Genomic DNA, 23,954 nt, shown 5'->3' on the forward strand with positions numbered 1-23,954 from the left:
AAGCTTGCGCCAACATGCTTCCTGGATGAAAACTCCTCGTCAAAGGAATTTTAATGTTAAACTTGAAAAACAAAGTTATGAAATTTTTATGTAGAAACCTAATCTGGATTATGATTAAAATCAAGCTAGTATTCCTGGTATTGATTTTGGGCTTCTCTAGTTTGAATGCGAAAGTGTGGTCGCAACAGGATCGGATTGATCTGGTATTTGAGAACATGAATATGGTTCAGCTTTTTGAACAGATTCAGCAAAAGACCAATCTAAAATTCGTATTTAACCATGAGGATGTTCAAAAATATACCGTTAGTGGAAAAGTACATTACAAGACGGTATCGGAGATTCTTGATCTTGTTTTCGTGGATAAACCTTTACGGTACGAGATTACGAGTGATCATGTTGTGATTTTTTATGCTCAACAACAAGATGATGAGAAGAAAGTTACTGGAGTAAAGGTAAAAGGTACGGTTACAGACGAGGAGGGTATTCCGTTACCGGGTGTTACGGTAATGATAAAATGGACATCAATAGGAACGGCAACGGATATTGATGGAAAGTTTAACTTGGAAGTGCCTCAATCGGATACGACAAAATTGATTTTCTCTTTTGTGGGAATGCAGAATTATGAGTTAAAGATCTCCAAGAAGAAAACAGAGTATAATGTTGTGATGAAGTCTGATACCAAGGCATTAGATGATGTTGTGGTTACCGGATTTTTCACCAAGAAGAAAGAAAGTTTCACGGGGTCTGTCAAGACAATGACCGTTGAGGAAATTAAGGCGGTATCTAATACAAATTTGGTTAGTGCCATTTCGATGTTAACTCCCGGTATGCGAATGGTGGAAAATAACGCTTTCGGGTCGAACCCGAACCGGATGCCTGAAATCGTCATTCGAGGGACTTCATCTCTGTCCACGGAAGCGGACCAAAGTGCGAACCAGCCAGTTATTATGTTGGATGGTGTAGAGATCACGATGCGAGATTTGTATGATATTGATATTAATGATATCGAACGTGTGGATGTTTTAAAAGATGCTTCTGCTACGGCACTTTATGGAGAAAAGGCTGCTAATGGTGTTATTGTTATTGAACGAAAAAGAGTGCTGAATGATAAATTACGATTGTCCTATAATTTGGATGGAGCATTAGAGGTCCCTGATTTGAGATCATACGATTATCTGAATGCAAAAGACAAATTAGAGTTTGAACGTTTGGCGGGGTTATATAATTTTTCTTTGTTGAATGATTTTGAAGAATATAATAGGAAGAAAATATTAATTTCTAAGGGAATGGATACTGACTGGATGTCCAAGCCTCTACGTTCGGGTTACACGATTAATAATTCTATCGGGGCTAGTGGCCGAGGAAACGGGATGACCTATCGGTTGAATGCTAATGTGCGAACGGTGAAAGGAGTTATGCAAAAAGACTATCGTAATACGATAGGTCTGAATATGTTCCTTTCCTATCATGTCGATAATAAATTGACCGTGTCCTTTCAATCCAGTTTTTCTGATTTGAAATGGAAAGAGAGTCCTTATGGAAAGTTCTCGGATTACGTGGTTATGAATCCTTATGATTCTCCTTATGATGAATATGGGCGTTTGAACAAGACTCTTTCATGGGAAATGGCAAATCCTCTGTATGAGGCTGAATGTGGTAATTATGATAAAGGGTCAAGTCGTTCCTTTACGAATTCATTGTCCTTCCGTTGGGATGTGAGACCCGGTCTTTTTGTGAATGGGACGGGGACGATTGTAACTTCTAAAGATAGAACGGAAGTTTTCTATTCTCCTGAATCTAATGTGTTTAAGGATGCAACGAGTCGTTCGGAGCAAGGTTCTTTGCTTATTGAAAATGAGCAGTATCTGAAATATGAGGGACGGGTTGTTGTGAATTATGCTCAAAATTTTGGAGAGGACTTCTTGTTAACCTTGCATGGTGGTGCGGACATAATGAAGGAGACTACTACAACAGATGGATATACGGCTTATGGTTTCTACAAATCTTCCTTACATGCACCAAATTTTGCGGCAGGCTTTGGTGAAGGAAAGCGTCCTACCGGGTCGGAAGAAATAAGTACGAGTATAGGACCTTTTGTAAATGCAAACTTTATCGTGAAAAATCGTTATTTCGTGGACGGGTCTTTCCGTCGTTCCGGTTCTTCTAAATTTGGAGATAAGAATCGTTTTGCTCCTTTCTGGTCTGTAGGTGCCGGATGGAACATTCATAACGAGGAATTCGCAACTCGTTTTGGCTGGTTGAACACGTTCCGTCTTCGCTATTCTTATGGTGTCACTGGTAATGTTAGTTTTGCTCCTTATCAAGCTGTGACAACTTATTTCTATAATGGTGAAAATTTTTATTTGCATGGTATTGGTGCGGTGCCGAAAACAATGGGTAATCGAGATCTGAAATGGGAATTGACGAAAGCTCATAACTTTGGGTTAAATCTTGATCTTTGGGATAATCGTATCAGTGCGACATTTGATTATTACGTGAAGACAACAGATGACGTGTTGATTGATATGTCAGTTCCGCCTTCTGTAGGAGAAGTTACGGTTCGAAATAACTTGGGCCAGATGCGTAACAAAGGATTCGAATTTGAAGTAACGGCTTTGCTGGTAGCCTTGGAAGATTGGCGGTTTAGCTTGAAAGTAAACGGGGACCATAATAAAAATGAAATTTTGGGAATTAGTAATAGCTTGGCAAAATATAACGAGGAGGCTAATGCTGATGGATCCTCGGCTCCAAAAATCTTGTATAAAGAAGGAGAGTCAACTTCTGCCATTTATGCTGTACGTTCTGCAGGAATTAACCCGGCAACGGGAGAAGAGGTATTTATCAAGCGAAATGGAGCTTGGACCTTGGAGTATGATCCTAATGACAAAGTGGTCGTGGGTGATGAGTCTGCTTGGTTAAAAGGTGCGTTTTTCCCGATGTTATCATATAAGGGATGGCAATTGAATATGGCTTTCGAGTATAATTTCGGAGGACAAATATATAATACGACTCGTGCAGATAACGTGGAGAACGTGAATCCGAGAAATAATGTGGATCGGAGAGCTTTTGAAGAACGTTGGAAAAATGTGAATGATGTTCCCGCTTATTTGGATATTGCAAATGCAGATTCCCGCACAAGTTATCATACTAGTCGATTTGTAGAAGATGATAATAACGTGATATGTAGAAGTATAGAGTTAGCTTATGATTTTAATCAAAATCTATTGAAAAAAATTGGTTTCAAGCGTTTAAGACTGAGTGTGGGAATGAAAGACCCATTCCGTATGTCAACCGTGAAATTTGAACGGGGTACGGAATATCCATTTAGCCGGGGATTTACTTTCTCAATTAGTCCGACCTTCTAAAATGATATGATTATGAAAAGATTGATATACACATTATTTATCTTATTGACAATCTGTTATTCTTGTGATAGTTTCTTGGATGTTAGACCGACAGGAGAAATTGTGAATAATGAATTGTTTGAAACTGCCGAAGGATTTGAAGAGGCAATTTATGGCGTCTATTCTTATTTAGCGAGAGAACCTCTGTATGGGAAAAATATGACGTATGGTTTGGTGGATGTTGTCGGACAGTATTTTTCCGGAGGATGGGATCAGCACTGGTCTAATCAGTTGCGGCTTTACAATTACAAACATATGGAAGTGCGCCCGGAAATCGATGCGATATGGGAATCCATGTATAAAGGGATCTCTTACGTGAATAATATGCTGGAGAATCTTGCCAAACATGATTCTACAAAATTTGCCTTGTATAATGTTTATAAAGCTGAGGGATTGGGATTGCGAGCTTTCATGCATTTTGAACTTTTACGTTTGTTTTCAGAGAGTATAATACAGAATCCGAATGCAACGGGAATCCCATATCGTGAGAATTATACTTACCAAGTAACCCCATTCGATCCGATCAATGAGTCTTATAATAAGATCATTCGTGATTTTAAAGAAGCTGAAAGATTATTAGCTGCTCATGGAGAGTATTTTGATCGGGTGGATGAAAATGCTGGGGGATTCGTGAAGGATCGTGTGATTCATATGAATCTTTATGCAGTACAAGCTTTACTTGCTCGTGTTTATTGGGAAAAAGGAGATTTAGAAACAGCGAAGAATTATGCCATGAAAGTGATTGATTGTCCTTTCTTCTCGATGGAGGATAAGACAAATGTGGAGGATATTATGAACGGTATTATTTCTGATAAAGAAACGATTTGGGGGTTATATTCTGAAGAATTTCCTAATTATACGCGGGATGTAATGTATTCTAGTGGTGGAAACAATTACTATGATCCGAAACCGGATTATAGGGAGATTTACGAGGTTGACCAAGACGGGTTTGATTATCGCTTGGATAAGTGGTTCCAGACTTTGTCTGATCATGGAGCGGAAGGTTTGCGGTGTATGAAAGTGGTAGATCGTTTTAAAGTACGATTAAATACTCGTCCCGTGGCTAAATTAAGTGGGATTAACATGATTCGATTACCAGAGTTGTATTATATCGTGTCAGAATATTATCTTGTATCAGATAATATGGAAATGGCAGCGACTTATTTAGATAAAGTTGTGAAGGCTCGCGGTTTAAATGGCTTTAACAAAGGGGATGGCATTGTTGTTGTGTCGCGAATGAATATTAATAATGATCGCCGTAAAGAATTGGTTTGTGAAGGACAATGGTTCCAGATTATGAAACACTATAATATGTCAATTTATGAATCAATAACCGATCAAACATTCCAGGCCTCAAAAGATATTTATGTGTTCCCGGTACCTGATAATGAGTATGAATATAGAAATTAATATGAATGTTGTTATGAGAAAATTATTATACACGAGTATTACTGCGCTATTGTTATTAGGGGCATTGTTTTCATGTACGGATGAAGATTATAAATTGTATAATACCTCTTTAACAAATAAGATTTATTTTGACAAGGACACGTTCTTTTTTGAATATGGTCCCCGTGAAGATAAAGAAGTTGATCTGGAAGTCCCGATTAGTTTGATTGGTTTAGCTAATTTTGATCGAGATGTTGAATTTAAGGTGAGTGCGGATGTGCGTAATTCAACGGCGAAATTAGGAGTTCATTATAACATGGATGAAATTCAAGTGTTTATGAAAGACTCTGTGACAGCAGCTATCAAATTAGATTTTAAACGAGATAACCTAGTAAAAGATATTCAGTATAAATTATACTTGAATTTGGAAGCAAACGATGAATATATACCAACCAATAGGACAAAATGCCTCGTGTTTTTTGGTGATATTAGTATCGAACAACCCGAATGGTGGCGTCCTGATCGATTAGGAACCTATAATCAGGATAAGTTGATATTATTTATCAAGTATTTCCATGAAACTAAAGAAAAATTGCCCGTCTTGTATGACGATATTGAATCCAAATGGGGAGAATATCTGGATAACGAATCACATAGCCGCTATCCGTATTTACTGACGACCTATGTTTATTTAGGTTATTTTAAACAGCATATTTATACTCCGATGTATGAGTATTATCTACAGACAGGAGATGAACATTATAAATTGCCCAATCCGGCGACAACAGAGTATGAATAATTGAAAATTAGGCTTTTATGAATAGAATAAAATATATATGGGGTATATTGATCGTTTTATGTTGTTTGCAAGCATGCTATGATGATAATTCTAGATTGGCAGATCAACCTATTATAGAGGTAAATATTTTACCTACAGCAAAAGATTCGATCAATATTTATTTCAATAACACGCTGGAAATTAAAGCTGATATTGAAAGTGAGACAGACGAGTTAACCTATCAATGGGATATGGGGCTTTATGCTGAAGATCCAAAAACTGGGGAATCTACAACGGTTTTTAAAAACATTTCTCAAGAAAAAGATTTGAGTTACGTCGTTCGAGAGTTGGGGCATTACCACTTACGGCAGATAGTGACAAGTGAGGATGGAAGTACAATTAAATATTATCATGTTTTTGTTAATTCTCAGTTTGAGGAAGGTTTTACAATCCTAGAGCGTCGTCCCGATGGAAAAGGTGGTATTTCTTTCTTGAAAACGTTAACTCCGGAAGAGATAGAAGCAGGAATGGAACCATCGTTCATGCAGAATGCTTTTGCGTATGCGAATGGAGGTAAAGAATTATATCTAGATCCAGTGGATATAGATAAAGTGGGGAATTATTTATACATTCTGCATGGGGAAAGTCAGAAATTAGTGCAGATAGACGCTAAAACTTTTGAAGAAATATATGAATATGATTTCAAATTCTATCAACTGGATTTTGTTCCAACCACGATGATGACCTGTGATTACCGTTATTGTACAGAGTTTACTGTAACTTCTAAAAATGGAGGGGTTGCAATGGTACAAGTGCAACAACAAGCGATTTTCCCATTCCCGGGACTTCCACAAGGTACAGTTTACACGGATGGGTATGATCGTCCTAGTTATTTTAGTAGTTCAACAGAGGTCTTTATTAGTAAAGATCGGGATGCTGTATGTTGGAGTGGTGCTAATGGTTATGATCCATTCTTTTCATTTCAAAATTGTTTCGATTATTTTAAAGGAAAGTATGTATTGAAGATTTTCCAGAATGAGAAAAGTGATGGTAATGATGTTTTTGTTGTGTATCGTGATGGTGGCCAGACTAAAGTTGTTGGTATTCATTCTGCTATGTTAAATTTATCCACGGGAAAAGGATTATGGGTCTTATTTGAACGTCCTGTAAGAGAAGGAATTATTACAGAAGAATCGCAAATTCTACCTAATGATTACTATACTTGTGCATTTGTATCTCATAAAAATGAAGTGTATAAATGGTTCTATACTCAATTAGATTTGGACGCAATGCCATTCATCAAGTTACCTGAAGGAGAGGAAATTCGTTGTTTGAATCATTATCAAAAAAGTCGTAATGATTCAAATTATCAAGATTATTCTGTACAAAAAGAAATTTATATAGCTTCATATAATCCGAATCGAGAAGGGGAATTCAAGGGATCGTTATGGGTTTATAATGCGGATACAGGAGAACTGATAAATAAATATGAAGGGATTTCTTATGAGCCTATTGATATGTTCTACAAGATTAAATAGAAATTAATAATGAAGATTATGAAACGATATATTGTAAATCTAGTGCTTTATAGCATTGTGTCGCTTTGGATATTTTCATCTTGCGAGGATTACGACTTCAAGGATATTCCTGATCCGGTGATTCCGGAAGATATGACCCCGGGTTTGAAATTATCGCGGGATGAGATTATGATCGATGCCATGGGAAATGCCCAGGGATTCGAGTTGCGTTCCATTGGTGGCGGGTGGAGTATTGAGCCGATCGAGGAAACCAATTGGATTTTTGATTATGAACCGAAATCCGGGGACGAGGGTAATGCTGTTGTCGGGATTACTTTGAGGGTAAACGAGGGGATGCAGGAACGCTACACGAGAATGATTGTTCGCCAGGAGAATACCGGCGTGACCGACACCGTGTTCGTTGGTCAGTACACGTATGAATCCAAATATACTCGCAGAAGTGATAGTTTGGCATTACTTGTTCTTCACGAATCACTTAATGGTGAAGGATGGCGTAACCCGTGGAACCCTAGAAAACCGATGACAGAGTGGTCCGGAGTTACCTTAGAAGAGATAAATGGAGAATTGCGAGTGACAGCATTGCTATTGTCTGACTTCAGTTTGTCTGGTAACTTGCCGAATGAAATTGGGAATTTACGGGAATTGACCTCTCTGCGGATTACCGGGAAAGTTTACAAATGTCCGAATAGCTTGATTAACTTGAGAAAGTTGGAATCCTTGAATGTGAACTTCTCGGATGGGACGGAGTGGTTCTTGCCGAATGATATGTCTTCCATGCTTTCATTAAAGGAATTTAAGCCGGGACAATTGAAAATCCCGATGGAATCTTTTGCGGCATTCTATACTTTGCCTGCGCTGGAATCCTTGTCGTTATCAACGATATATCTGATCGGGGACTTGCCGGAAGGAATATCCAAGTTGAAACACTTGAAATCGTTAGATCTTGCAGGAACGAATATTTATAGTTTACCGGATGATATTGGGGAATTGGCGGAGAATTTAACAACATTGAATTTACGTGGATGTCAGGCTTTGGCCTCTTTAGGTGAGAATATCGGGAAATTAGTGAATTTGAAAACTTTGACCTTATCCGGTTGTAAAGTGTTGAAAGAACTTCCCGAAGGTTTTGGAAACTTGATCCAGTTGACGGCATTAGATTTATCTGATTGTGAGAGGTTGGAGCGTTTGTCAAGTGATATAGGAAATTTACAAGTAAGCACCTTGACTTTAAGAGGATGTAAGCTACTGAAAGCCGTCCCGGAAAGTTTTGGTAAACTGGATAAACTGACGAAATTGAATTTTTACGATTGTGCTGCTTTGGAATCATTACCCGAGAGCATTGGTAACCTGACCAAAGTAACGGAAATAGACGTGAGTCAATGTACTGCACTGACTTCTCTTCCGGCTAGCTTGGGACAGTTGACAGGTTTGAAGAAATTGACCATGCCGAGAACTGGTTTAACGACACTACCCGCTGCGATTTCTTCTTTGTCCGCCTTGGAAGAGTTGGATGTTACCGGGAAAGAGGGTACGCCGGGAATCCGTGGAGTTGCTGCCGATGTCTTCTCTGGTTTGACGAAATTGAAAAAATTGAATGCAAGTAACAATTCATTCTCGGGTGATCTTTCTTGGCTGAAAAACCTATCGGCATTGCAGACGTTGAGATTGGATGGTAACCAATTATCCGGGCAACTTGATTTGAGCCAGTTCAGTCCGAATTTGACCGATGTCTATCTTTCAAATAACAAGTTAGAAGGTAACTTGAACGGGATTTCAACTCTGACGAAGGTTCGGAACCTGTACTTGGAACACAACTTGTTATCAGGTGAATTACCTGCCGAATTAGGAAATTGTTCGACCTTGAGTTATTTCTATTTAAGTAATAATAATATTACCGGAACAATTCCTGTAGAGGTGGCAAAAATGAACTTGGGTTACAGTGGATTGAAGCTGAATGGGAACAGAATGTCAGGAGAAATTCCGGCAGAAGTATTATCATCAGCCGTGTGGAAGAAGTTATATCCGGAAACGAATATCTATCCTCAGCAAGAGGGATATGGATTCTCGAATGTAAAATAATACAGTGTGTTGTTTTTATCAAGGGGGCTTTTTTAGCCCTCTTGATTTATAAACTTACTCTTCGGGGGTGGTTTGGGATAATCATATAATGAAAATAGCATGAAGAAAATAATTATTGTCGGGTTATTTTTACTTGTTCTGTTCGGCTGCAAACAAACTACAGTCCAGATTACGGGAGAAGTTGAAAAGCAATGGAAAAGTGATAGCGTGGAAGTCACGCTTCCTGACGCCCGACGAGGAGAACGCTTGATGGTTGCTTCGATTCAGAAAGACGGGACTTTTCATCTTTCGGGTAATATTGCACCGGGTAAGCTTGTGTTTGTTAATTTCCCGAAAGATTATGTTCGGATACCGGTATATATCGAGCAAAAGCATTACATGCTTGTTGAGTCCGGGGATAAGTATTACCTGCTTTCCGAAGAATCGTCATTGCAAAATCGATACGTGGAATTCCTGAAAGAACTCGATAAATTGAATCAGGATTACGAGAAGGCGTGTCAGGGTTACGATACCATCACGGACATTCATCAGAAAGCCGCCCGTTCGGAAATGCTGGATCAAAAGTTCACGAAAAAGAATGAACTTGTGTTAGAAGGTATTCGTGAATTTGCCGGAACGGAAATTGCACAAAACCTGATACACGAAATCCTTTTTTATTGTGAGGTCGATTTTAAATTCTTTACCCAAGCAATCGAAGCATTGGGAGATAGCATTCCGAATAGCGGGATGAAGACGAGGATTTTTGATACTTACAATAAGTTGAAAGTAAAACAATTGACCGGGCAGGCTCCGGATTTTGAACTACCGGACGTGAAAGGGCAGAAAATTCGATTGGCTGATTTCCGGGGGAAACACGTGCTTTTGGATTTTTGGGCATCTTGGTGCGCTCCTTGTCGAAAAAAGAACAAGGAATTGAACCAACAATATCCGGAATTACGGGATGCGGGATTAGAAGTGATTTCTGTTTCTCTAGATAGTAAAAAGGCTCCTTGGTTACAGGCATTGAAGGAAGACCGGGTAGCGTGGGTGCAGTTGATTGACGAGACTGGTTTTGAACAGAGTGAAGTGCGGAAGGCTTACAAGGTGGAACAAGTTCCCACGGTTTATCTGATAGGTCCGGACGGGAATATCTTGTTGAAGAATCCGGAGGTTGAAGAGATACATGAAATCATAAGACAGAAGAGATCATGAGATTAATAGGTTGTGTTATAATATCTCTCCTGTGTTGTTTCCATGGAAATGCGCAGGAGAAGGCGATCATCCTGAAGAATGTGAATGTCGTGGATGTCGTGGAAGGAAGCATCCGTAAGGGTCAGGATGTCGTGATAAAAGAGGGAATAATTCAAGCGGTTGGTAAAGGTGCCGGGACTGGCGTTTCAGGAGAGGTGAAAGATCTGACGGGAATGTACGTGATGCCGGGATTGATCGATGCACACGTGCATATTGCAAATGACCCGAAGGAATCACAGGCGGATCGGGCGAAGCATTTGGAGTATTTCTTACGCCACGGGGTAACCTCTATCCGGGATGCGGCGGGAGATGCCCGTGTGTTGCGGGAATTGAAGGAGGGTGTACAACAGGGGAAATACTTGGGACCGGACATCTATTACGCAGCCTTCATGGCCGGACCGGCTTATTTTGAGGGAAACGACCGGGAGAAAAGTATGGTGGAAGGCTGGCCCGAACCTTACGCTCCTTGGATGCAGTGTATCCGTCCGGATTCCGATTTGGATAAGGCGATGGAGGATGCGAAAGAATGGGGATGCACGGGAGTAAAGATTTATGGCGGGTTTGATAGGGAAACATTGTTACCCGTCATCCGGAAAGCCAAGGAACACGGGTTACAGGTATGGGGACATGCCACGCTTTTCCCCGCTAAACCGTGGGATGTGGCGGATGCCGGGGTACAGGTGATCTCTCATGCTTATATGTTGGAGTGGGAAGGGGTTTCGGAAGAGTTGAGCGGGAATATCTTTGAGAATTACGAGAAATTCTACGACAAGATTGATCATGATAAAATATCGGTAGAACGGTTTCTACAAACCGTAAAATCGAAAGGACTTATTTTTGATCCCACTCTTTTCCTGTGCATAGAGAACAAGATGGATTGGGCTACCCGCTTTGTCAAAAGGGCGAACCAGATCGGTGTGAAAATCTGTGGGGGTACCGATTATATCAATGATTTAAACCGTCCCTTCCCTTTTATTTTCGACGAACTTGACCTGTACGTGGAGAAATGTGGTTTTTACCCCATGGAGGCGATTTTCACGGTGACAAAAGTTGCAGCCGAGGCGTTGGGAGCTGCCGATAAAGTGGGTTCCGTAGAAGTCGGGAAACAAGCTGATTTGTTAGTCCTCCCCGGTAACCCGTATGATGATATTAAGGAGCTGCGGAAAATTCGGATGATAATCAAAACCGGTAACGTAATAGAATAGACGGAATGTTATATTGTCGATGCATAATATTAATAATGATCTTCCCGTTTATAGGTCTAGAGCTTTACGGACAAGTTGCTAAGGAGAATTATCAGGATTCTATCTTTTTGGATTTGAGGGGAGATCTAAGAGATCCAGAGGTATTAGGTCGGGATTGGGAAGTGTATATTCGGGCTTATAGACGGGTGCAACAACACATGAGATTTCAGATAGAGGGACAAGCTATTCGTTTTGTGTGGGATGTGAAAAGTGGATCAGAACTGAAAGTTTCGGAGCAGATATTCAATCATATTGTCCGCTTGTGGGAAAAGTACAATAGAAGGTTGGCTACGGGGAGGTATGATATTCTTTTAGAATTGGGAATATTTATTGTACAGCCTAAAAAGAATCCTCAACTTTATCCCGTGGGAGGGAAATATCAAGATTCGACTTTTTTATTTATAAATGGGGATCTAAATGATCCTATGGTTGCCGCAGCTAATGCTTTCACTTTTGTAAAGGCCCAAGAGCGTGTTGAGAGGTATTTGTACATCCGAAATAATCGGTATGAATGGAAAGATATTAGTGCGCCGGAATTGAGAATTTCCGATAATATTTTTGATTACATCGTGGATATGCGGGAGCGGGAGAATGATCGACTTACCACGGGAAAATATGTAATTCGGCGTTTGCGGCTGAACGGTCGATATTATACATTGAGAAAAGATTATTATTGTAGTAATGAGGAATGGTATCCTTTGGAGGGGGAATGAACCATGAGAAAAGCGATTTTACTTTTTTTATTCTCTGCTTTTTGTTTCCTGTGCTTGTTATTATGAAGATGTACGCCAAGAGGGAGAAATATTAAATCCCACGTCTTACGTTTATGATTTTCCAGAAATGGAAGTACGGAGGGTGTTGGATTCGTGTTTTGCTTTACACGGATTTCAACTTCCGCCGGATGCGCGGAAGAAGTATTGGGAGGGTTTAAAATCTTTAGTGTTATTACCCTGTCGTGACGTTCTGGATTCTCTGGGGGAGAGTAAGTCTTGTCGTTTCTTAAATCATCAAGATACGTTGTACCCCGTGTCATTCCCCCTTCGTTCTTACGTGTTTAAGAATCGGAAAGGAGAATTTCTTTGGGCTTATTCGGAATATATTCTGCGAATTGATTCTATTGCGAGGAATAAGACAAAGATTGCAGTTTTTTCACATAAAGGTAATGTGACTGTGGGGCGTAAGTTAGGTTTTAACCCGGTTTCAAATGGGTTGCTCGTTTCGAGGCTTATGGAGGCAACTTCAACAACAATAGAAGAATACGAGATATTGAAATATATAGGCAATAAATTGGGACAAGAAGGTATGCCGCCGATTCACTATCCTAAAGCGTTGACGAGAGAAGAGATATTGGAACATTTTTACAATGGATTCTCTTTGAGTTTTCCTTTCACTGAGAAGGATATTTACGGGTGGTAACATAAAAAGAAGTTCTCTCGAAATGGTTTTGTAGAGAACTTCTTCTTTCTAAATAAATAATGTCTGTATCTTTTATTTTTTCTTTCTGCCCTTTTGTTCTTTTTTCCGTTTGGTGGGTGCATCCCCCCGTCGTCCTCGTCGGAGTTTACGTTCCGGGCGTTGGCGGCTGCCACTGGCTTTGGGAGGAACCACTTTTGCCGGGGCGGCCGTTGTGGTGCTTTCACTGCCTGCGAGAGCGAAATCCAGTTGGCGGGCAACTAAATTAGCCTTTACCACTTTCACGAGTACTTGATCACCAAGTTGGTACACTTTCCGATGGTGGCGGCCCACGATGCAGTAGTTTTCTTCGTCGAATTCGTAATAGTCTCCTTCCAGTTCGTTGATAGAAACAAGTCCCTCGCATTTGGTGTCATTCAGTTCCACGTAGAACCCCCATTGCGTTACGCCGGAGATCGTTCCCATGAAATTCTCGCCCAGTTTGTCGCTCATGAACTCGACTTGCTTGTACTTGATAGAAGCTCTCTCTGCATTGGCGGCGATCTGTTCCATGTCGGAGCAATGTTTACACATCTCCTCGTACTTCTCGGCATTGGCTGAACGTCCGCCGTCGAGGTAGCGTTGCAGCAAGCGGTGGGTCATCACGTCCGGGTACCGACGGATCGGTGACGTGAAGTGCGAATAGTAGTCGAAAGCCAGTCCGTAGTGTCCCACGTTCACCGTCGAGTAGACGGCTTTTGCCATCGTGCGGATAGCCAGTGTTTCGATCATGTTCTGTTCCGGGCGGTCCTGCACGTCTTCCATCAATTTATTCATGGAAGACGATATTTGTCGGGGTGTACCTGTCCGGATGCGATAGCCGAACTTGGCGATAAAACGGCCGAAATCTTCCAGTTTCTCGGTGTTCGGTTGTTCGTGAATACGATACACGAACGTTTTGGCTTTTTGATTTTCTTTGACTTTTCCGATTCTTTCCGCGACCTTTTTGTTGGCGAGAAGCATAAATTCCTCGATCAGCTTGTTGGCCTCTTTCGAGCGTTTGAAATACACGCCTGTGGGTTTCCCGTTCTCGTCAATATCGAAACGAACCTCGATCCGGTCGAAAGCGATGGCACCGTTCTGGAAACGGGCGGCCCGTAATTTCTGGGCCAGATCGTTAAGGGTTAATATCTCTTCTTTATAGTCACCCTCGCCGCCCTCGATCATGGCTTGTGCTTCCTCGTAAGTGAAACGGCGGTTTGACTTGATGACGGTCCGTCCGAACCATTGTTTCACCACCTCGGCTTTGTCGTTCAACTCGAAAACCGCCGAGAAACAAAGTTTTTCCTCGTCGGGGCGTAGCGAACACAACCCGTTGGACAGGTGTTCCGGCAGCATCGGGATCGTGCGGTCCACGAGATACACGGATGTAGCACGGGAGTAAGCTTCCTTGTCCAGCACCGAATCCGGGGTCACGTAGAAACTGACATCCGCGATATGCACGCCGACCTCGTAATTCCCGTTTTTCAGTTTTTGGAGCGAGAGGGCATCGTCAAAGTCCTTCGCATCTTTCGGGTCGATCGTGAACGTCGTGACTTCCCGGAAGTCTCTCCGGTTCTTGATCTCTTCTGCCGGGATGGCGTCCTTTATTCTCTTCGCGGCTTTCTCCACGTTCGTCGGGAACTGCACGGGCAGTTCGTATTCCGCCATGATGGCGTTCATTTCCGTGTCGTTGTCTCCCGGTGTCCCGAGAACTTCTAGCACTTTACCCACGGGGTTTTTCTGGTTCTCCGGCCATTCGGTGATCTTGACGATGGCTTTCTCCCCGTCCTTGGCCCCGTTCAAATCGCTCAAGGGGATGAATATGTCGTAGGGTAACTGTTTGCCCGTGGGAACGAGAAAGGCGTATTGTTTGGAGCATTGTATGATGCCCACGAAGGTCTCTTTCTTGCGTTCGAGGATTTCCACTACTTCCCCTTCGGGGCGTCTTTTGGAACTCCGGGCGTAGAGCAACACTTTTACCTTGTCACCGTTTAAGGCGTGGTTCAGACCGACTTGGGGGATGAAAACATCTTCCTTGCAATCATCCGAGATCAGGTAGGCGGTGCCTTTGGCCGTCAGGTCAATAATTCCGGTAACGTAAATGGTATTTACCTTGAATTTAAATACCCCGGTCGATTCTTCCGTGAGCATGTTGTCATTTTTCATCTCGTAAAGAACCGTCATGATCAATTGCTTGGCATTCATGTTCTTGATGCCTAGTCTTTGGGCTAGTTGCTTGTAATTGAAGTTTTGATCGGGGTTACCGGAAAATATATCGTATAATAATCGGTGTAATTCTTTTTTACCGATGTCTCTCTTGCTTTTTTTCTCTTTCTTTGGCATAATCTAAATCGTAAAATATCGGGTGTGGGCGCTAAAAGAACGCCTGTCCTTCTTAAATGAAGTTACTAATGTACTGTTTTATTTTCGTATTTTTATATATAAAGTTTCAAAATCTCCATTTTTCTTTCCTGAGAGATATTTAGACAACTTGAATTGCTTGTCGGGGAGAATATTTTAGCTTTCTTCCAAATAATCGTTTTTGATATTGTTAGTTGTATGATTTTTAAGTGGTTATTTATGCCCTTGTTAATAACGATTTGTGGAATTATACATGAGCAATAGCTGATTAATCTCGTGTAAAGCGCTATTAGAACGCTATTAAAACGCTATTAAAGTGCTATACTAGATAGCGTTTTAATAGAATTTTAATAGTGTGATTATAATTTTTTATCCGGAAGTGATCATCAAGTGATCTATTATACTTGATGTAATGATTATTAAATAAGGGACTTAAAAGGTTTGTCGTGGGGAGAACGACCCGATGGGTACCCGTTTTGTATTTACGGGATACCCATTTTTTTGATCAATTTTGGGCTCGGAACTCGTTGGGTGTGCATCCGGCCACCCGTTTGAACATCCGGCTTAAATGCTGGGGATATTGGAATCCCAGATCGTAGGCGATTTCGCTCATCGTTTTGTCCGAGGAGAGTAGGTTTTCCTTGGCGCGTTCGATGACCTTGGTCTGGATGTATTCCGAGGCCGTTTTTCCGGTTTGTTTGCGGATCATGTCACCGAAATAATTCGAGGAAAGAAAGACCTTGTCGGCGAAGTATTTGACTGAAGGTAGGCCTTCTTGTTGTGGCATCGGGCCATCGAAATATTCATCCAGCAAGCGTTCGAACCGGACGATGATGTCGTTGTTTTGCTGGTTACGGGTAACGAATTGTCGGTCATAGAAGCGGAGACAATAATCCAATAGCACGCCAATGTTCGCCGTGATCAGCCGTCGGCTGTGTTTATCGATGGCGTGTTCCAGTTCTGCCTGTATTTTATTCAGGCAATCCATGATGGTCTGGCGTTCCTCCTCCGAGAGATGTAGGGCTTCATTTACTTCGTAGGAGAAAAACGTGTAGTTACGAATTTCTTGTCCGAGTGCCGTACCCCGGATCAGGTCGGGATGAAACAGTAGTCCGTGGGCAATGGGGCGAACCCCGGGTGCCATATCAATCCCGGTGATCTGTCCCGGGCCGAAACTGACGATGGTGCCGTCCTGATAGTCATAGAATTGCCGTCCGTAGCGGATGTCTCCGCATTTGACGTCTTTCAGGAAAAGAGCATAGATGCCGTAATTAAAAACCGCTTGAGTGGGCCATCGAGTGGCTTGTGATAAATCGACGATGCTGACTAACGGGTGGCGGGTTTCCAATCCGTAGAGCTTGTTATAGTCGTCCACGTTGTTTATTTTCAGAATCTCTTCCATGTTGTTCGTTATTAGCTATTCACAAAAATAAGATATTTTGTCGGAAAAATAATCGGTGTACTTTGAAGTTCCGTAATTCGGGTATAAACTTCTGTAAATCGTGTACAGGCGGGCCGCTTGAGGGTGTGTCAAAAGGTATTAAAAAAAGCAGCCCGATAAAGGCTGCTTTTCTTGCTCTGAAGTTGTATCTTTATTTGATCAATCCTTTGTCGAATTTTTCTTTCACCTTGATCAACATATCGTTTGTCATGCTGGTAAGATCGAATTTCGGAGCCCAGCCCCATTCTTCGCGGGCGCAAGTGTCGTCCATGCTGTTTGGCCAGCTGTTGGCGATGGCTTGTTTCACCGGATCAATCTGGTAATCCATCTTGAAGTCGGGGAGGTGCTTGCGGATTTCGGCTGCGATTTGCTCGGGTTCGAAGCTCATGGACGCGATGTTGAAGCTGTTCCGGTGTTTTAATTTGCTGGGATCAGCTTCCATTAATTGTACAACCGCGTTTAAGGCATCCGGCATGTACATCATGTCCATGTAGGTTCCCTCTTTCACGTTACAGGTGAATGAACCTTTGCGGATGGCGTCGTAGTAGATCTCTACGGCATAATCCGTGGTTCCACCACCGGGGAGAGTCACGTATGAAATCAATCCCGGGAAACGCACACTACGGGTGTCAACACCGAAACGGTTGAAGTAGTAGTCGCTTAAAAGCTCGCCTGTTACCTTGCAAACCCCGTAGATCGTGGTGTTGGAACGTTGCAGCGTGTCTTGGGGAGTTTTGTCTTTTGGGGTATCGTTCCCGAAAGCCCCGATAGAACTCGGCGTGAACACGGCACAGTTGTTATCCTTGGCAATGTACAGAGAGTTGGTTAAAGCACCAATATTGATGTCCCAAGCGAGTTTGGGGTTCTTTTCTCCCGTGGCTGACAACAGGGCAACCAAGTTGAAGATGGTGTCAATATTGTATTTTTTCACGATGGCACTGAAACCTTCCCCGTCAAGAGCGTTCAATTCCTCGAATGGACCTGCTTCTGCCAATGCTTTACATTTTTCAGCACTAATATCAGCTGCCACTACATTGTTGTTTCCATAAATGGATCTCAAGTGGGGTACCAGTTCGGAACCGATTTGTCCCCCTGCACCAACGATTAATATTTTTTTCATCTCTATAAGTTTTTGTGATGAATGATGTTACTTTTTCTAGTTTTAGATTGTAGCGCGAAAATAGTTATTTTAGAATCTCCTTGACTAACAATTGACAATTTTTTTTGCCTATTCACTAAAAAGTTGTTCGTCAGAATTCTGTTCTGCTTCATAATATTCATCGATTTGCAGGTTCGGGGCTTTATAGGCGGCCACGGCGAGCTGGTCACAGCGTTCGTTTTCCGGGATATTGGCGTGTCCTTTTACCCAAATGAATTTCACGCGGTGTTTGCGATAAAGGGCGAGGAATTGTCGCCAGAGATCTGGGTTCTTTTTTTTCTTGAATCCGGTCTTTTCCCAACCGAATACCCAACCTTTTTCAACGGCATCGACCACGTATTTCGAGTCGGAGTAGATGGTCACGTTGCTCCCTTCGAAGCGCAGGGCGGCAAGCCCGATGATGACGGCGAGCAATTCCATGCGGTTGTTCGTGGTCCGGCGAAAGCCTTCCGACAGTTCTTTACGATGCGGTCCGGCCATGAGTACGACCCCGTAGCCTCCCGGTCCGGGGTTGCCGCTGGCGGCTCCGTCTGTGTATATCGTGATATTATGTGACATATATTCGTTTTTACGGTGTAAAAGTAAGTATTTTGTTAAAATATTTGTATATTTATATCGAGGAAACAACAGGCCTTTGCGTGGACCTGATAAAATAGCAAATATGATAAAATTAAGTCAAACTGTCTTGATGTTCCTGTTCGTGGGCATTCTCGTCGCTTGCCAACCGAGGGAACGGGTGATTGATTACCCGGCCTTTCAGGCTAAAAATTCTGCATCACTTGAGATTTCCCGTATTGTTTTGAATGACTCGGCTACTATTATTTATGCCGATGTCGAGCAATTTCCCGGTGGCTGGGCCCGGGTGGATTCCGGGATCTATATCTTGGCGAACGGGCAAAAGTATCTTGCCTTGAACTCGGAAGGATTGAAGTTGAGCGAGAAATTCGAGATGCGTGATACCGGGTTGCTCTCGTTCAAGTTGTTTTTCCCGCCTCTCCCGAGAGGGGTGAATTCGATCGATGTGATCGAGAGCCGGATGAATCTGGGGGGCTGGCATGTCTGGGGATTGAATTTGAATCCTGATGTTGAAGTGGCCGCGGTGGCTGTCCCGTCGGACGTGTCTGTCCGGGACTGGAAGGAGGCTACCACGTTGCCACCGGCTGAGTTGAAGACAGGGAAGACGAGGGTGAAGGTGCGTTTATGTGGTTATCGTGATTTGATGGATGGGCGGGATGTCGAGCTTTTCGTGAGCGATATGTTTAGCCCGGGGAAGGAGTTGTCGAAGAGGATAGATCAGGATCACAGTTGTACGTTTGAATTTGATCAGTATTCCACGATGTGTGTTCATTTGAGTAACACGCTTTTCCACACGATGATCGTGCTTGATCCGGGGGATGACGTGGAGGTGTATGTCGATTTGGAAGAGGCAACCCGAAGGGCTTCTCGCTACCAGAAAGACCGGATGAAGGCTCATCGTTTGGCTTACGTGGTCGGGGAAAGTCGATTTATCCCCTTGAATTACGCGTTACAGGATGAGTACGAGGATGGATTTTCTATGTATTCTTTCTATGAGGATATCAACGGGATGAATGCCGACGAGTATATTGCGTACGTGATGAAGCTTTACAGGACCGAGATGGATCGTTTGGCGAATGACAAGGCGCTACCGGATGGGGTACGGAAATACCGGGAGATCGGGGTGAAAGGTTTTGTGATGAGGCTGGTTTGTTCCGGGGAGTCTAATTTGGAAACGGCTTACCGGGAGGCGAATCATATCGGGTGGGATCAACGGGAGATCGATTTCAAGGCCCCGGAGTTCACGGATAAGCATTTCGCGGTGTTGAAGGATTTGGATGTGAATCGGTTGGATATGTTGTACGCTCGTGATTTCCCGTATTGTTTTGATATTGTTGGCTACCGGATTCCGTCGCTGAATCGGTTGGAAAAGATACTGGGGAGTCAAGAAGGATTTTTGATCGATTATTTCAAATTGCAGGGCATTTATGATCAACTGGAGAATATGAAGCCCTTGACAAAAGAGCAACTACGGAATCTAGCTACTATCGATCCTTACTATACGAAGGCTTTTGAACAGGTGAAACGGCAGATCGATGCTAAAGTTGCGGAAAGTAAGGTGAAAGCGGAAAAACGAATCCGGGAGGTGCCGTCGGTGTCTGATAAAAAGCTATTCGACGCGATTATGGCCCGCTATAAGGGGAAAGTGGTGATGGTGGACTTGTGGGCTACGTGGTGCGGACCTTGCCGGGGGGCGATTGCCGCTTTTGAACCCCGGAAGAATAAGTTCAAGGATAAGGATGTCGTTTTCGTGTATATCACGAACGAATCTTCCCCGGAATCCAAATGGTTGGAGATGGTGGCAGGAATCGAGGGGGAGCATTATCGTTTGAATCGTAAACAATGGGATTATATATGTGATTATTTCGGTGTGGACGGGATTCCCTCGTATGTTATTGTTGACCGGGACGGGAATGCCCGGTTGAGAAATGATTTGAGGGGATCGGGGATGTTGGAACAGGAATTGTCGGGGATGCTTTAAGCGCCCCGTTGATATTTCATCGTGAACTCTTGCCGACCGGTTTGTTCGTCGGTTTGTTCACGTGTGACCGTGAAGCCTTGGCGTTTGTAGAATGCCAAGGCTTGCGTGTTTTCCGCGTAAACGTTTAATTCCAGTTCGGGGTGTTGTTGTTTAACATGTGCCATGAGGGTTTGCCCGATTCCTTGTCCTTGCCGGTCGGGAGGGACGAAGAGAGCGGCGATGTAGTTGTTGATCAGTGAGATGAATCCCGTGACCTCGTTCGTGTGTTCGTCTTCGTGGATGAGGGTTTGGCTTTGTGGCAGGTACTTGTTACGCATATCCGGGATCTTGCTTTCCCAGTAGGAACGGGGAATGAAGGAGTGGGCAATGGCGGATGCTTCCAGCCATATCTGGATAACGGCGGCCTCGTCTTGTTGTTGAAAGTGGCGGATCATGGTCTTGTATATTTTTGCGTTTATGTGAGCGAATGTAATAAAAAATAGGCGAGATTGAAAGTGTTTTTTAATGGAGAGGAATAAATGTTGGAAAAGAGGGGGATAAAATTGTAATAGCTTGAAGTGCTGATTTTCAGAAAAAAGTTGTTACTTTTGCATGGTTGCGATTCATTGAGGAGGAGTGGAGACATTGATTTTTTGTCATGAGGTGCGGCGCTTTACAAAAAAGTGTATGTTTGAATATTTTTTGCATTAAATAAAAATAAGAATAATGGATTTTGTATCTCCTGAACATTTGTTCGAGGAACTTCCTCTCACGAAAGAAGAGGCAGGCATTCTTGACGAGTATATTTGCGATTATGATTTCACGGTTGTTGGAAAACAAGGGCCGGAGTGGATATTTTCTTTCTTGGGTGTTGTTCGTGCGGAGTTAGGGGGAGAGGAAATGATCTTGGAGGATTATGATCTTCTGAATGATATTTTTATTCGTATACTGGAATGGATGCTTGAGGGATCCGATTATTTGAAATGTTTTGAGGGGGTCAAGCTGAATGATGCCCGAATGCAGGTGGAACGTTATCTGGATGAGGCTATTGCCAGTAGGGAGGCGGTCCGGCTGATTGATGCTGGGGAAGAAGGGGAGTATATTACTTCGAAGTTGGAGAAATTGATGGTGTCGGGTTACCTGTACAAGAAATCGCTCGTGTGGATAACGCTACTGACGATCGTTCGGTTTAGTCCGAGGTTGCATTTATTGCCGGCACGGGGACTCGTTTTACTGGTGTATAACACGTTGAATAAACCTAATCCAAGGGTGATGGAACGTTTTAACGAACGGATAGCTCTTGTGAGAGAACAGGATGATACGCTGTGTTTTGAGGGATATACCCGGGATCAGATTCAGGAGGCTGTTTGGATTCTGGGGACCCGGATCTTGTTGGGGGATCCCGTGCAGGAAGAGCTGGCAAGCTTGCGTTCCATGTTTTTCAGGTACTTGTATGTGTTACGGGATAAGGAAGATGAGGTGATTCGGAAGAACGCGTTTAATTCTTTGTTATTTAACCAGAAGAATGCCGTGTTCACGTGGGAGGATTTGTTAAAGTTCTCCATTCCTGTCTTGATGGAATCTATTGCAGAAAAGACGGTTGATGCGATTAGAAATTGTCAGGGGCGTCTGTACGAGGGGCACGGGCAGTTATTGGTGGAAACGAAAGCGATCACGCTTGCTGCCCCGGTTTCATTAAAGTTTGACACGCTGATGGAGATTGACGGTGTTGCTCTGAAACTCGGGTACAGTAAGAAAAAGTTGAGTTTCGAGGAAGGGTTGGTGGGAACGACTCAAGCGTGGAGAGGTATCCTCGCTGACTTTTCGGATGAATTGAGAAAGAGCGTGATTCATAAAAAGCGGCCGCCCGTGGGGGCTGTCGTGAATATACGGGTGAAGCTGGTGCATAATTTTAAACCCACGCTGGCTTTCGTCGCGATCGTGGACCCGCAGTACGACGGGCAGGGTATTCTGCATGTCAGTCAAGTGACACGGGCAAGGCTGGATAGTTTGAAAGATATTCTTCATCCCGGGGATATTATGACGGCGACGGTGGTGGAGTCGGAGGATGACCGCTTGCAGTTCTCGATCTGGGAGGAACTGAATCAGGTGGCCGTGGAGCATTTGCGGGTTGGTGATCAGTGTAACGCCTTACTCTTGAGCGAGAAGAATGGTTTCGTGACATGGCTGTCTGAAAGTGGTTTCTTGGTTTCTACTCCTCTGGCAGAGGGGGTAAGCGAGGAAAGGGGTGGTTACTATCTTTTGGAAATCACGGATGTCCCCCCGGTAGGGAGAATCAAGGGAAAGATTTTGGAAGCGACGAAGGAACGGTTTGACCGGCATGAGGCAGTGGCCAATCTGGTTTACAGTTATATAGAAGAGTGCAAGAAATATAAAAACGGGGACGGGCAGGGAAAGTTTAACACGGGCAAGATCGAGCGTTCTATCGGGGTTTCGGGTAAGTACGTGAAGGAGTTGATCCGACTGTTGCAGCTTTACCTGACGCAAGAGGTCTGTTTGGAGAATCTGAATTTACTTTATTTTATTCGCTTGTTGGCTCACGTGTTGGGTGATTATCGTTTGAAAGGGTATTATGATTGCCTGATCAATCATTTGATCGTGAAGTATGAATTTATAGAGGGGCGTTTGGAAACATTGGATCTGGGCGTGTTGGAGAAAGACTTCCGGGCTTACCCGGCATTGGAGCCTTTGTGGGCGGTGATCCGGATGCTGGCGTCCTACGGGGACCGTTCTTTCGCGGGGGATTTGGAACGTCTTTCTCATTCGAAGGATGATTACGTGGCTAAAGTGGCCGAATCTATATTGGCAAAAGAGGGGCAGGGAAATCTTACGGAAGAATCCCGTTGGAGGGAGGATGAGGTATTGGAATTGTTGTCGCTGAAGGGGAAGGAAGATACTATGGTCGGGAACATGAAAGAAAAGCAAACGTTTAAGAACTCACTGGTCTATCCGGTGGGGGCGAAACACGTGGACGTGGAGGCGCAGTTGGATTCGATCATGCAGGATATGTGCAGTTTTTTGAATGGACAGGGGGGAACCGTGTATATCGGGATGAGTGATAAAGGGATACCCGTGGGGATTCAGGCGGATTTGGATTACTTGTGTTGTAATCTGGATAAGTATGAGTTGTTTCTTCATCAAAGGATAAGGGAGGCTTTCGGGGAAGAGGTGGACCGGACAATTCAGATTGAAAGAAAGCAATTCGGAGATAAGGTGGTGGAGGCTCTCGTGGTTCCGCATTTCGACCGGGTGGTGGAGTATCATTCGGAGAATTGAAAGGCCGTCGGGAACGTGTTTCAAGAGTTTTAGGATTGTTATATAAATAATTGGAGTTATGAAA

General features: G+C 43.2%; 16 protein-coding genes. 11 read left to right on the forward strand and 5 right to left on the reverse strand.

Annotation, left to right across the window (positions count from 1 at the left end):
* The first annotated feature begins 77 nt into the window (after positions 1-77).
* The 9 genes from QVC79_RS11455 (at position 78) to QVC79_RS11495 (ending at position 13,078) form a co-directional block, all read left to right on the forward strand.
* Positions 78-3,365, forward strand: a complete 3,288-nt coding sequence (locus tag QVC79_RS11455; RefSeq protein ID WP_270594542.1) for a SusC/RagA family TonB-linked outer membrane protein — start codon at positions 78-80, stop codon at positions 3,363-3,365.
* Between the two features lie 12 nt (positions 3,366-3,377).
* Complete coding sequence (locus tag QVC79_RS11460; protein WP_164719845.1) at positions 3,378-4,814, forward strand: RagB/SusD family nutrient uptake outer membrane protein; 1,437 nt, start codon at positions 3,378-3,380, stop codon at positions 4,812-4,814.
* Between the two features lie 13 nt (positions 4,815-4,827).
* Positions 4,828-5,592, forward strand: a complete 765-nt coding sequence (locus tag QVC79_RS11465) for a DUF4843 domain-containing protein (protein ID WP_158581815.1) — start codon at positions 4,828-4,830, stop codon at positions 5,590-5,592.
* 17 nt (positions 5,593-5,609) lie between these two features.
* Positions 5,610-7,109, forward strand: coding sequence for a hypothetical protein (locus tag QVC79_RS11470; protein ID WP_270594536.1), 1,500 nt, complete (start codon positions 5,610-5,612; stop codon positions 7,107-7,109).
* Positions 7,110-7,127: 18 nt separating this feature from the next.
* Complete coding sequence (locus QVC79_RS11475) at positions 7,128-9,188, forward strand: leucine-rich repeat domain-containing protein (RefSeq protein ID WP_270594534.1); 2,061 nt, start codon at positions 7,128-7,130, stop codon at positions 9,186-9,188.
* 99 nt (positions 9,189-9,287) lie between these two features.
* Entirely contained in the window at positions 9,288-10,379 is a 1,092-nt protein-coding gene (locus tag QVC79_RS11480; protein ID WP_270594532.1) for a peroxiredoxin family protein, read from the forward strand.
* Positions 10,376-11,623, forward strand: a complete 1,248-nt coding sequence (locus tag QVC79_RS11485) for an amidohydrolase family protein (protein ID WP_270594530.1) — start codon at positions 10,376-10,378, stop codon at positions 11,621-11,623. Before QVC79_RS11480 ends, QVC79_RS11485 begins: the two co-directional genes overlap by 4 nt.
* Positions 11,624-11,658: 35 nt before the next feature.
* Entirely contained in the window at positions 11,659-12,375 is a 717-nt protein-coding gene (locus QVC79_RS11490; protein WP_287642483.1) for a hypothetical protein, read from the forward strand.
* Between the two features lie 127 nt (positions 12,376-12,502).
* Positions 12,503-13,078, forward strand: coding sequence for a hypothetical protein (locus tag QVC79_RS11495; RefSeq protein ID WP_270594527.1), 576 nt, complete (start codon positions 12,503-12,505; stop codon positions 13,076-13,078).
* A 72-nt stretch (positions 13,079-13,150) separates the two neighbouring features.
* On the opposite strand, the gene rnr is transcribed toward QVC79_RS11495, so the two are convergent.
* The 4 genes from rnr to rnhA form a co-directional block, all read right to left on the reverse strand.
* Entirely contained in the window at positions 13,151-15,439 is a 2,289-nt protein-coding gene (gene rnr, locus QVC79_RS11500) for a ribonuclease R (protein ID WP_270594526.1), read from the reverse strand.
* Positions 15,440-15,962: 523 nt separating this feature from the next.
* Entirely contained in the window at positions 15,963-16,859 is an 897-nt protein-coding gene (locus QVC79_RS11505; RefSeq protein ID WP_270594525.1) for a helix-turn-helix domain-containing protein, read from the reverse strand.
* A 190-nt stretch (positions 16,860-17,049) separates the two neighbouring features.
* A complete protein-coding gene (locus QVC79_RS11510; RefSeq protein ID WP_087419403.1) occupies positions 17,050-18,018 on the reverse strand; it encodes an NAD-dependent epimerase/dehydratase family protein in 969 nt (322 codons plus the stop codon).
* A gap of 108 nt (positions 18,019-18,126) precedes the next feature.
* Positions 18,127-18,615, reverse strand: coding sequence for a ribonuclease HI (gene rnhA, locus QVC79_RS11515; protein ID WP_124317546.1), 489 nt, complete (start codon positions 18,613-18,615; stop codon positions 18,127-18,129).
* 103 nt (positions 18,616-18,718) lie between these two features.
* On the opposite strand from rnhA, the gene QVC79_RS11520 reads away from it, so the two are divergent.
* The gene (locus tag QVC79_RS11520) at positions 18,719-20,614 is read left to right on the forward strand and encodes a TlpA family protein disulfide reductase (RefSeq protein WP_270594523.1); all 1,896 of its coding nucleotides are present in this window, start codon (positions 18,719-18,721) and stop codon (positions 20,612-20,614) included.
* Here the strand turns inward: QVC79_RS11520 and QVC79_RS11525 are convergent.
* Positions 20,611-21,048 (reverse strand): N-acetyltransferase, encoded by a 438-nt coding sequence (locus QVC79_RS11525; protein WP_124317544.1) that lies wholly within the window; start codon positions 21,046-21,048, stop codon positions 20,611-20,613. The two genes, QVC79_RS11520 and QVC79_RS11525, sit on opposite strands and share 4 nt — an antisense overlap.
* Before the next feature lie 271 nt (positions 21,049-21,319).
* Here QVC79_RS11525 and QVC79_RS11530 point away from each other — a divergent pair, with 271 nt between their 5' ends.
* A complete protein-coding gene (locus QVC79_RS11530) occupies positions 21,320-23,890 on the forward strand; it encodes an RNA-binding domain-containing protein (protein WP_270594519.1) in 2,571 nt (856 codons plus the stop codon).
* Positions 23,891-23,954 lie beyond the last annotated feature (64 nt).

This window comes from Butyricimonas sp., from assembly GCF_019423355.1.
In the GTDB taxonomy this organism is placed as follows: Bacteria; Bacteroidota; Bacteroidia; order Bacteroidales; family Marinifilaceae; genus Butyricimonas; species Butyricimonas faecihominis.

What these genes read in the sequence shown, in the direction of transcription:
- QVC79_RS11490 (WP_287642483.1), top strand. Translation starts at nt 11,659, where the DNA reads ATGATCTTCCCGTTTATAGGTCTAGAGCTTTACGGACAAGTTGCTAAG.
- rnhA (WP_124317546.1), bottom strand. Translation starts at nt 18,615, where the DNA reads ATGTCACATAATATCACGATATACACAGACGGAGCCGCCAGCGGCAAC.
- QVC79_RS11485 (WP_270594530.1), top strand. Translation starts at nt 10,376, where the DNA reads ATGAGATTAATAGGTTGTGTTATAATATCTCTCCTGTGTTGTTTCCAT.
- QVC79_RS11530 (WP_270594519.1), top strand. Translation starts at nt 21,320, where the DNA reads ATGGATTTTGTATCTCCTGAACATTTGTTCGAGGAACTTCCTCTCACG.
- QVC79_RS11455 (WP_270594542.1), top strand. Translation starts at nt 78, where the DNA reads ATGAAATTTTTATGTAGAAACCTAATCTGGATTATGATTAAAATCAAG.
- QVC79_RS11495 (WP_270594527.1), top strand. Translation starts at nt 12,503, where the DNA reads ATGGAAGTACGGAGGGTGTTGGATTCGTGTTTTGCTTTACACGGATTT.
- rnr (WP_270594526.1), bottom strand. Translation starts at nt 15,439, where the DNA reads ATGCCAAAGAAAGAGAAAAAAAGCAAGAGAGACATCGGTAAAAAAGAA.
- QVC79_RS11520 (WP_270594523.1), top strand. Translation starts at nt 18,719, where the DNA reads ATGATAAAATTAAGTCAAACTGTCTTGATGTTCCTGTTCGTGGGCATT.
- QVC79_RS11460 (WP_164719845.1), top strand. Translation starts at nt 3,378, where the DNA reads ATGAAAAGATTGATATACACATTATTTATCTTATTGACAATCTGTTAT.
- QVC79_RS11475 (WP_270594534.1), top strand. Translation starts at nt 7,128, where the DNA reads ATGAAACGATATATTGTAAATCTAGTGCTTTATAGCATTGTGTCGCTT.
- QVC79_RS11510 (WP_087419403.1), bottom strand. Translation starts at nt 18,018, where the DNA reads ATGAAAAAAATATTAATCGTTGGTGCAGGGGGACAAATCGGTTCCGAA.
- QVC79_RS11465 (WP_158581815.1), top strand. Translation starts at nt 4,828, where the DNA reads ATGAGAAAATTATTATACACGAGTATTACTGCGCTATTGTTATTAGGG.
- QVC79_RS11525 (WP_124317544.1), bottom strand. Translation starts at nt 21,048, where the DNA reads ATGATCCGCCACTTTCAACAACAAGACGAGGCCGCCGTTATCCAGATA.
- QVC79_RS11480 (WP_270594532.1), top strand. Translation starts at nt 9,288, where the DNA reads ATGAAGAAAATAATTATTGTCGGGTTATTTTTACTTGTTCTGTTCGGC.
- QVC79_RS11470 (WP_270594536.1), top strand. Translation starts at nt 5,610, where the DNA reads ATGAATAGAATAAAATATATATGGGGTATATTGATCGTTTTATGTTGT.
- QVC79_RS11505 (WP_270594525.1), bottom strand. Translation starts at nt 16,859, where the DNA reads ATGGAAGAGATTCTGAAAATAAACAACGTGGACGACTATAACAAGCTC.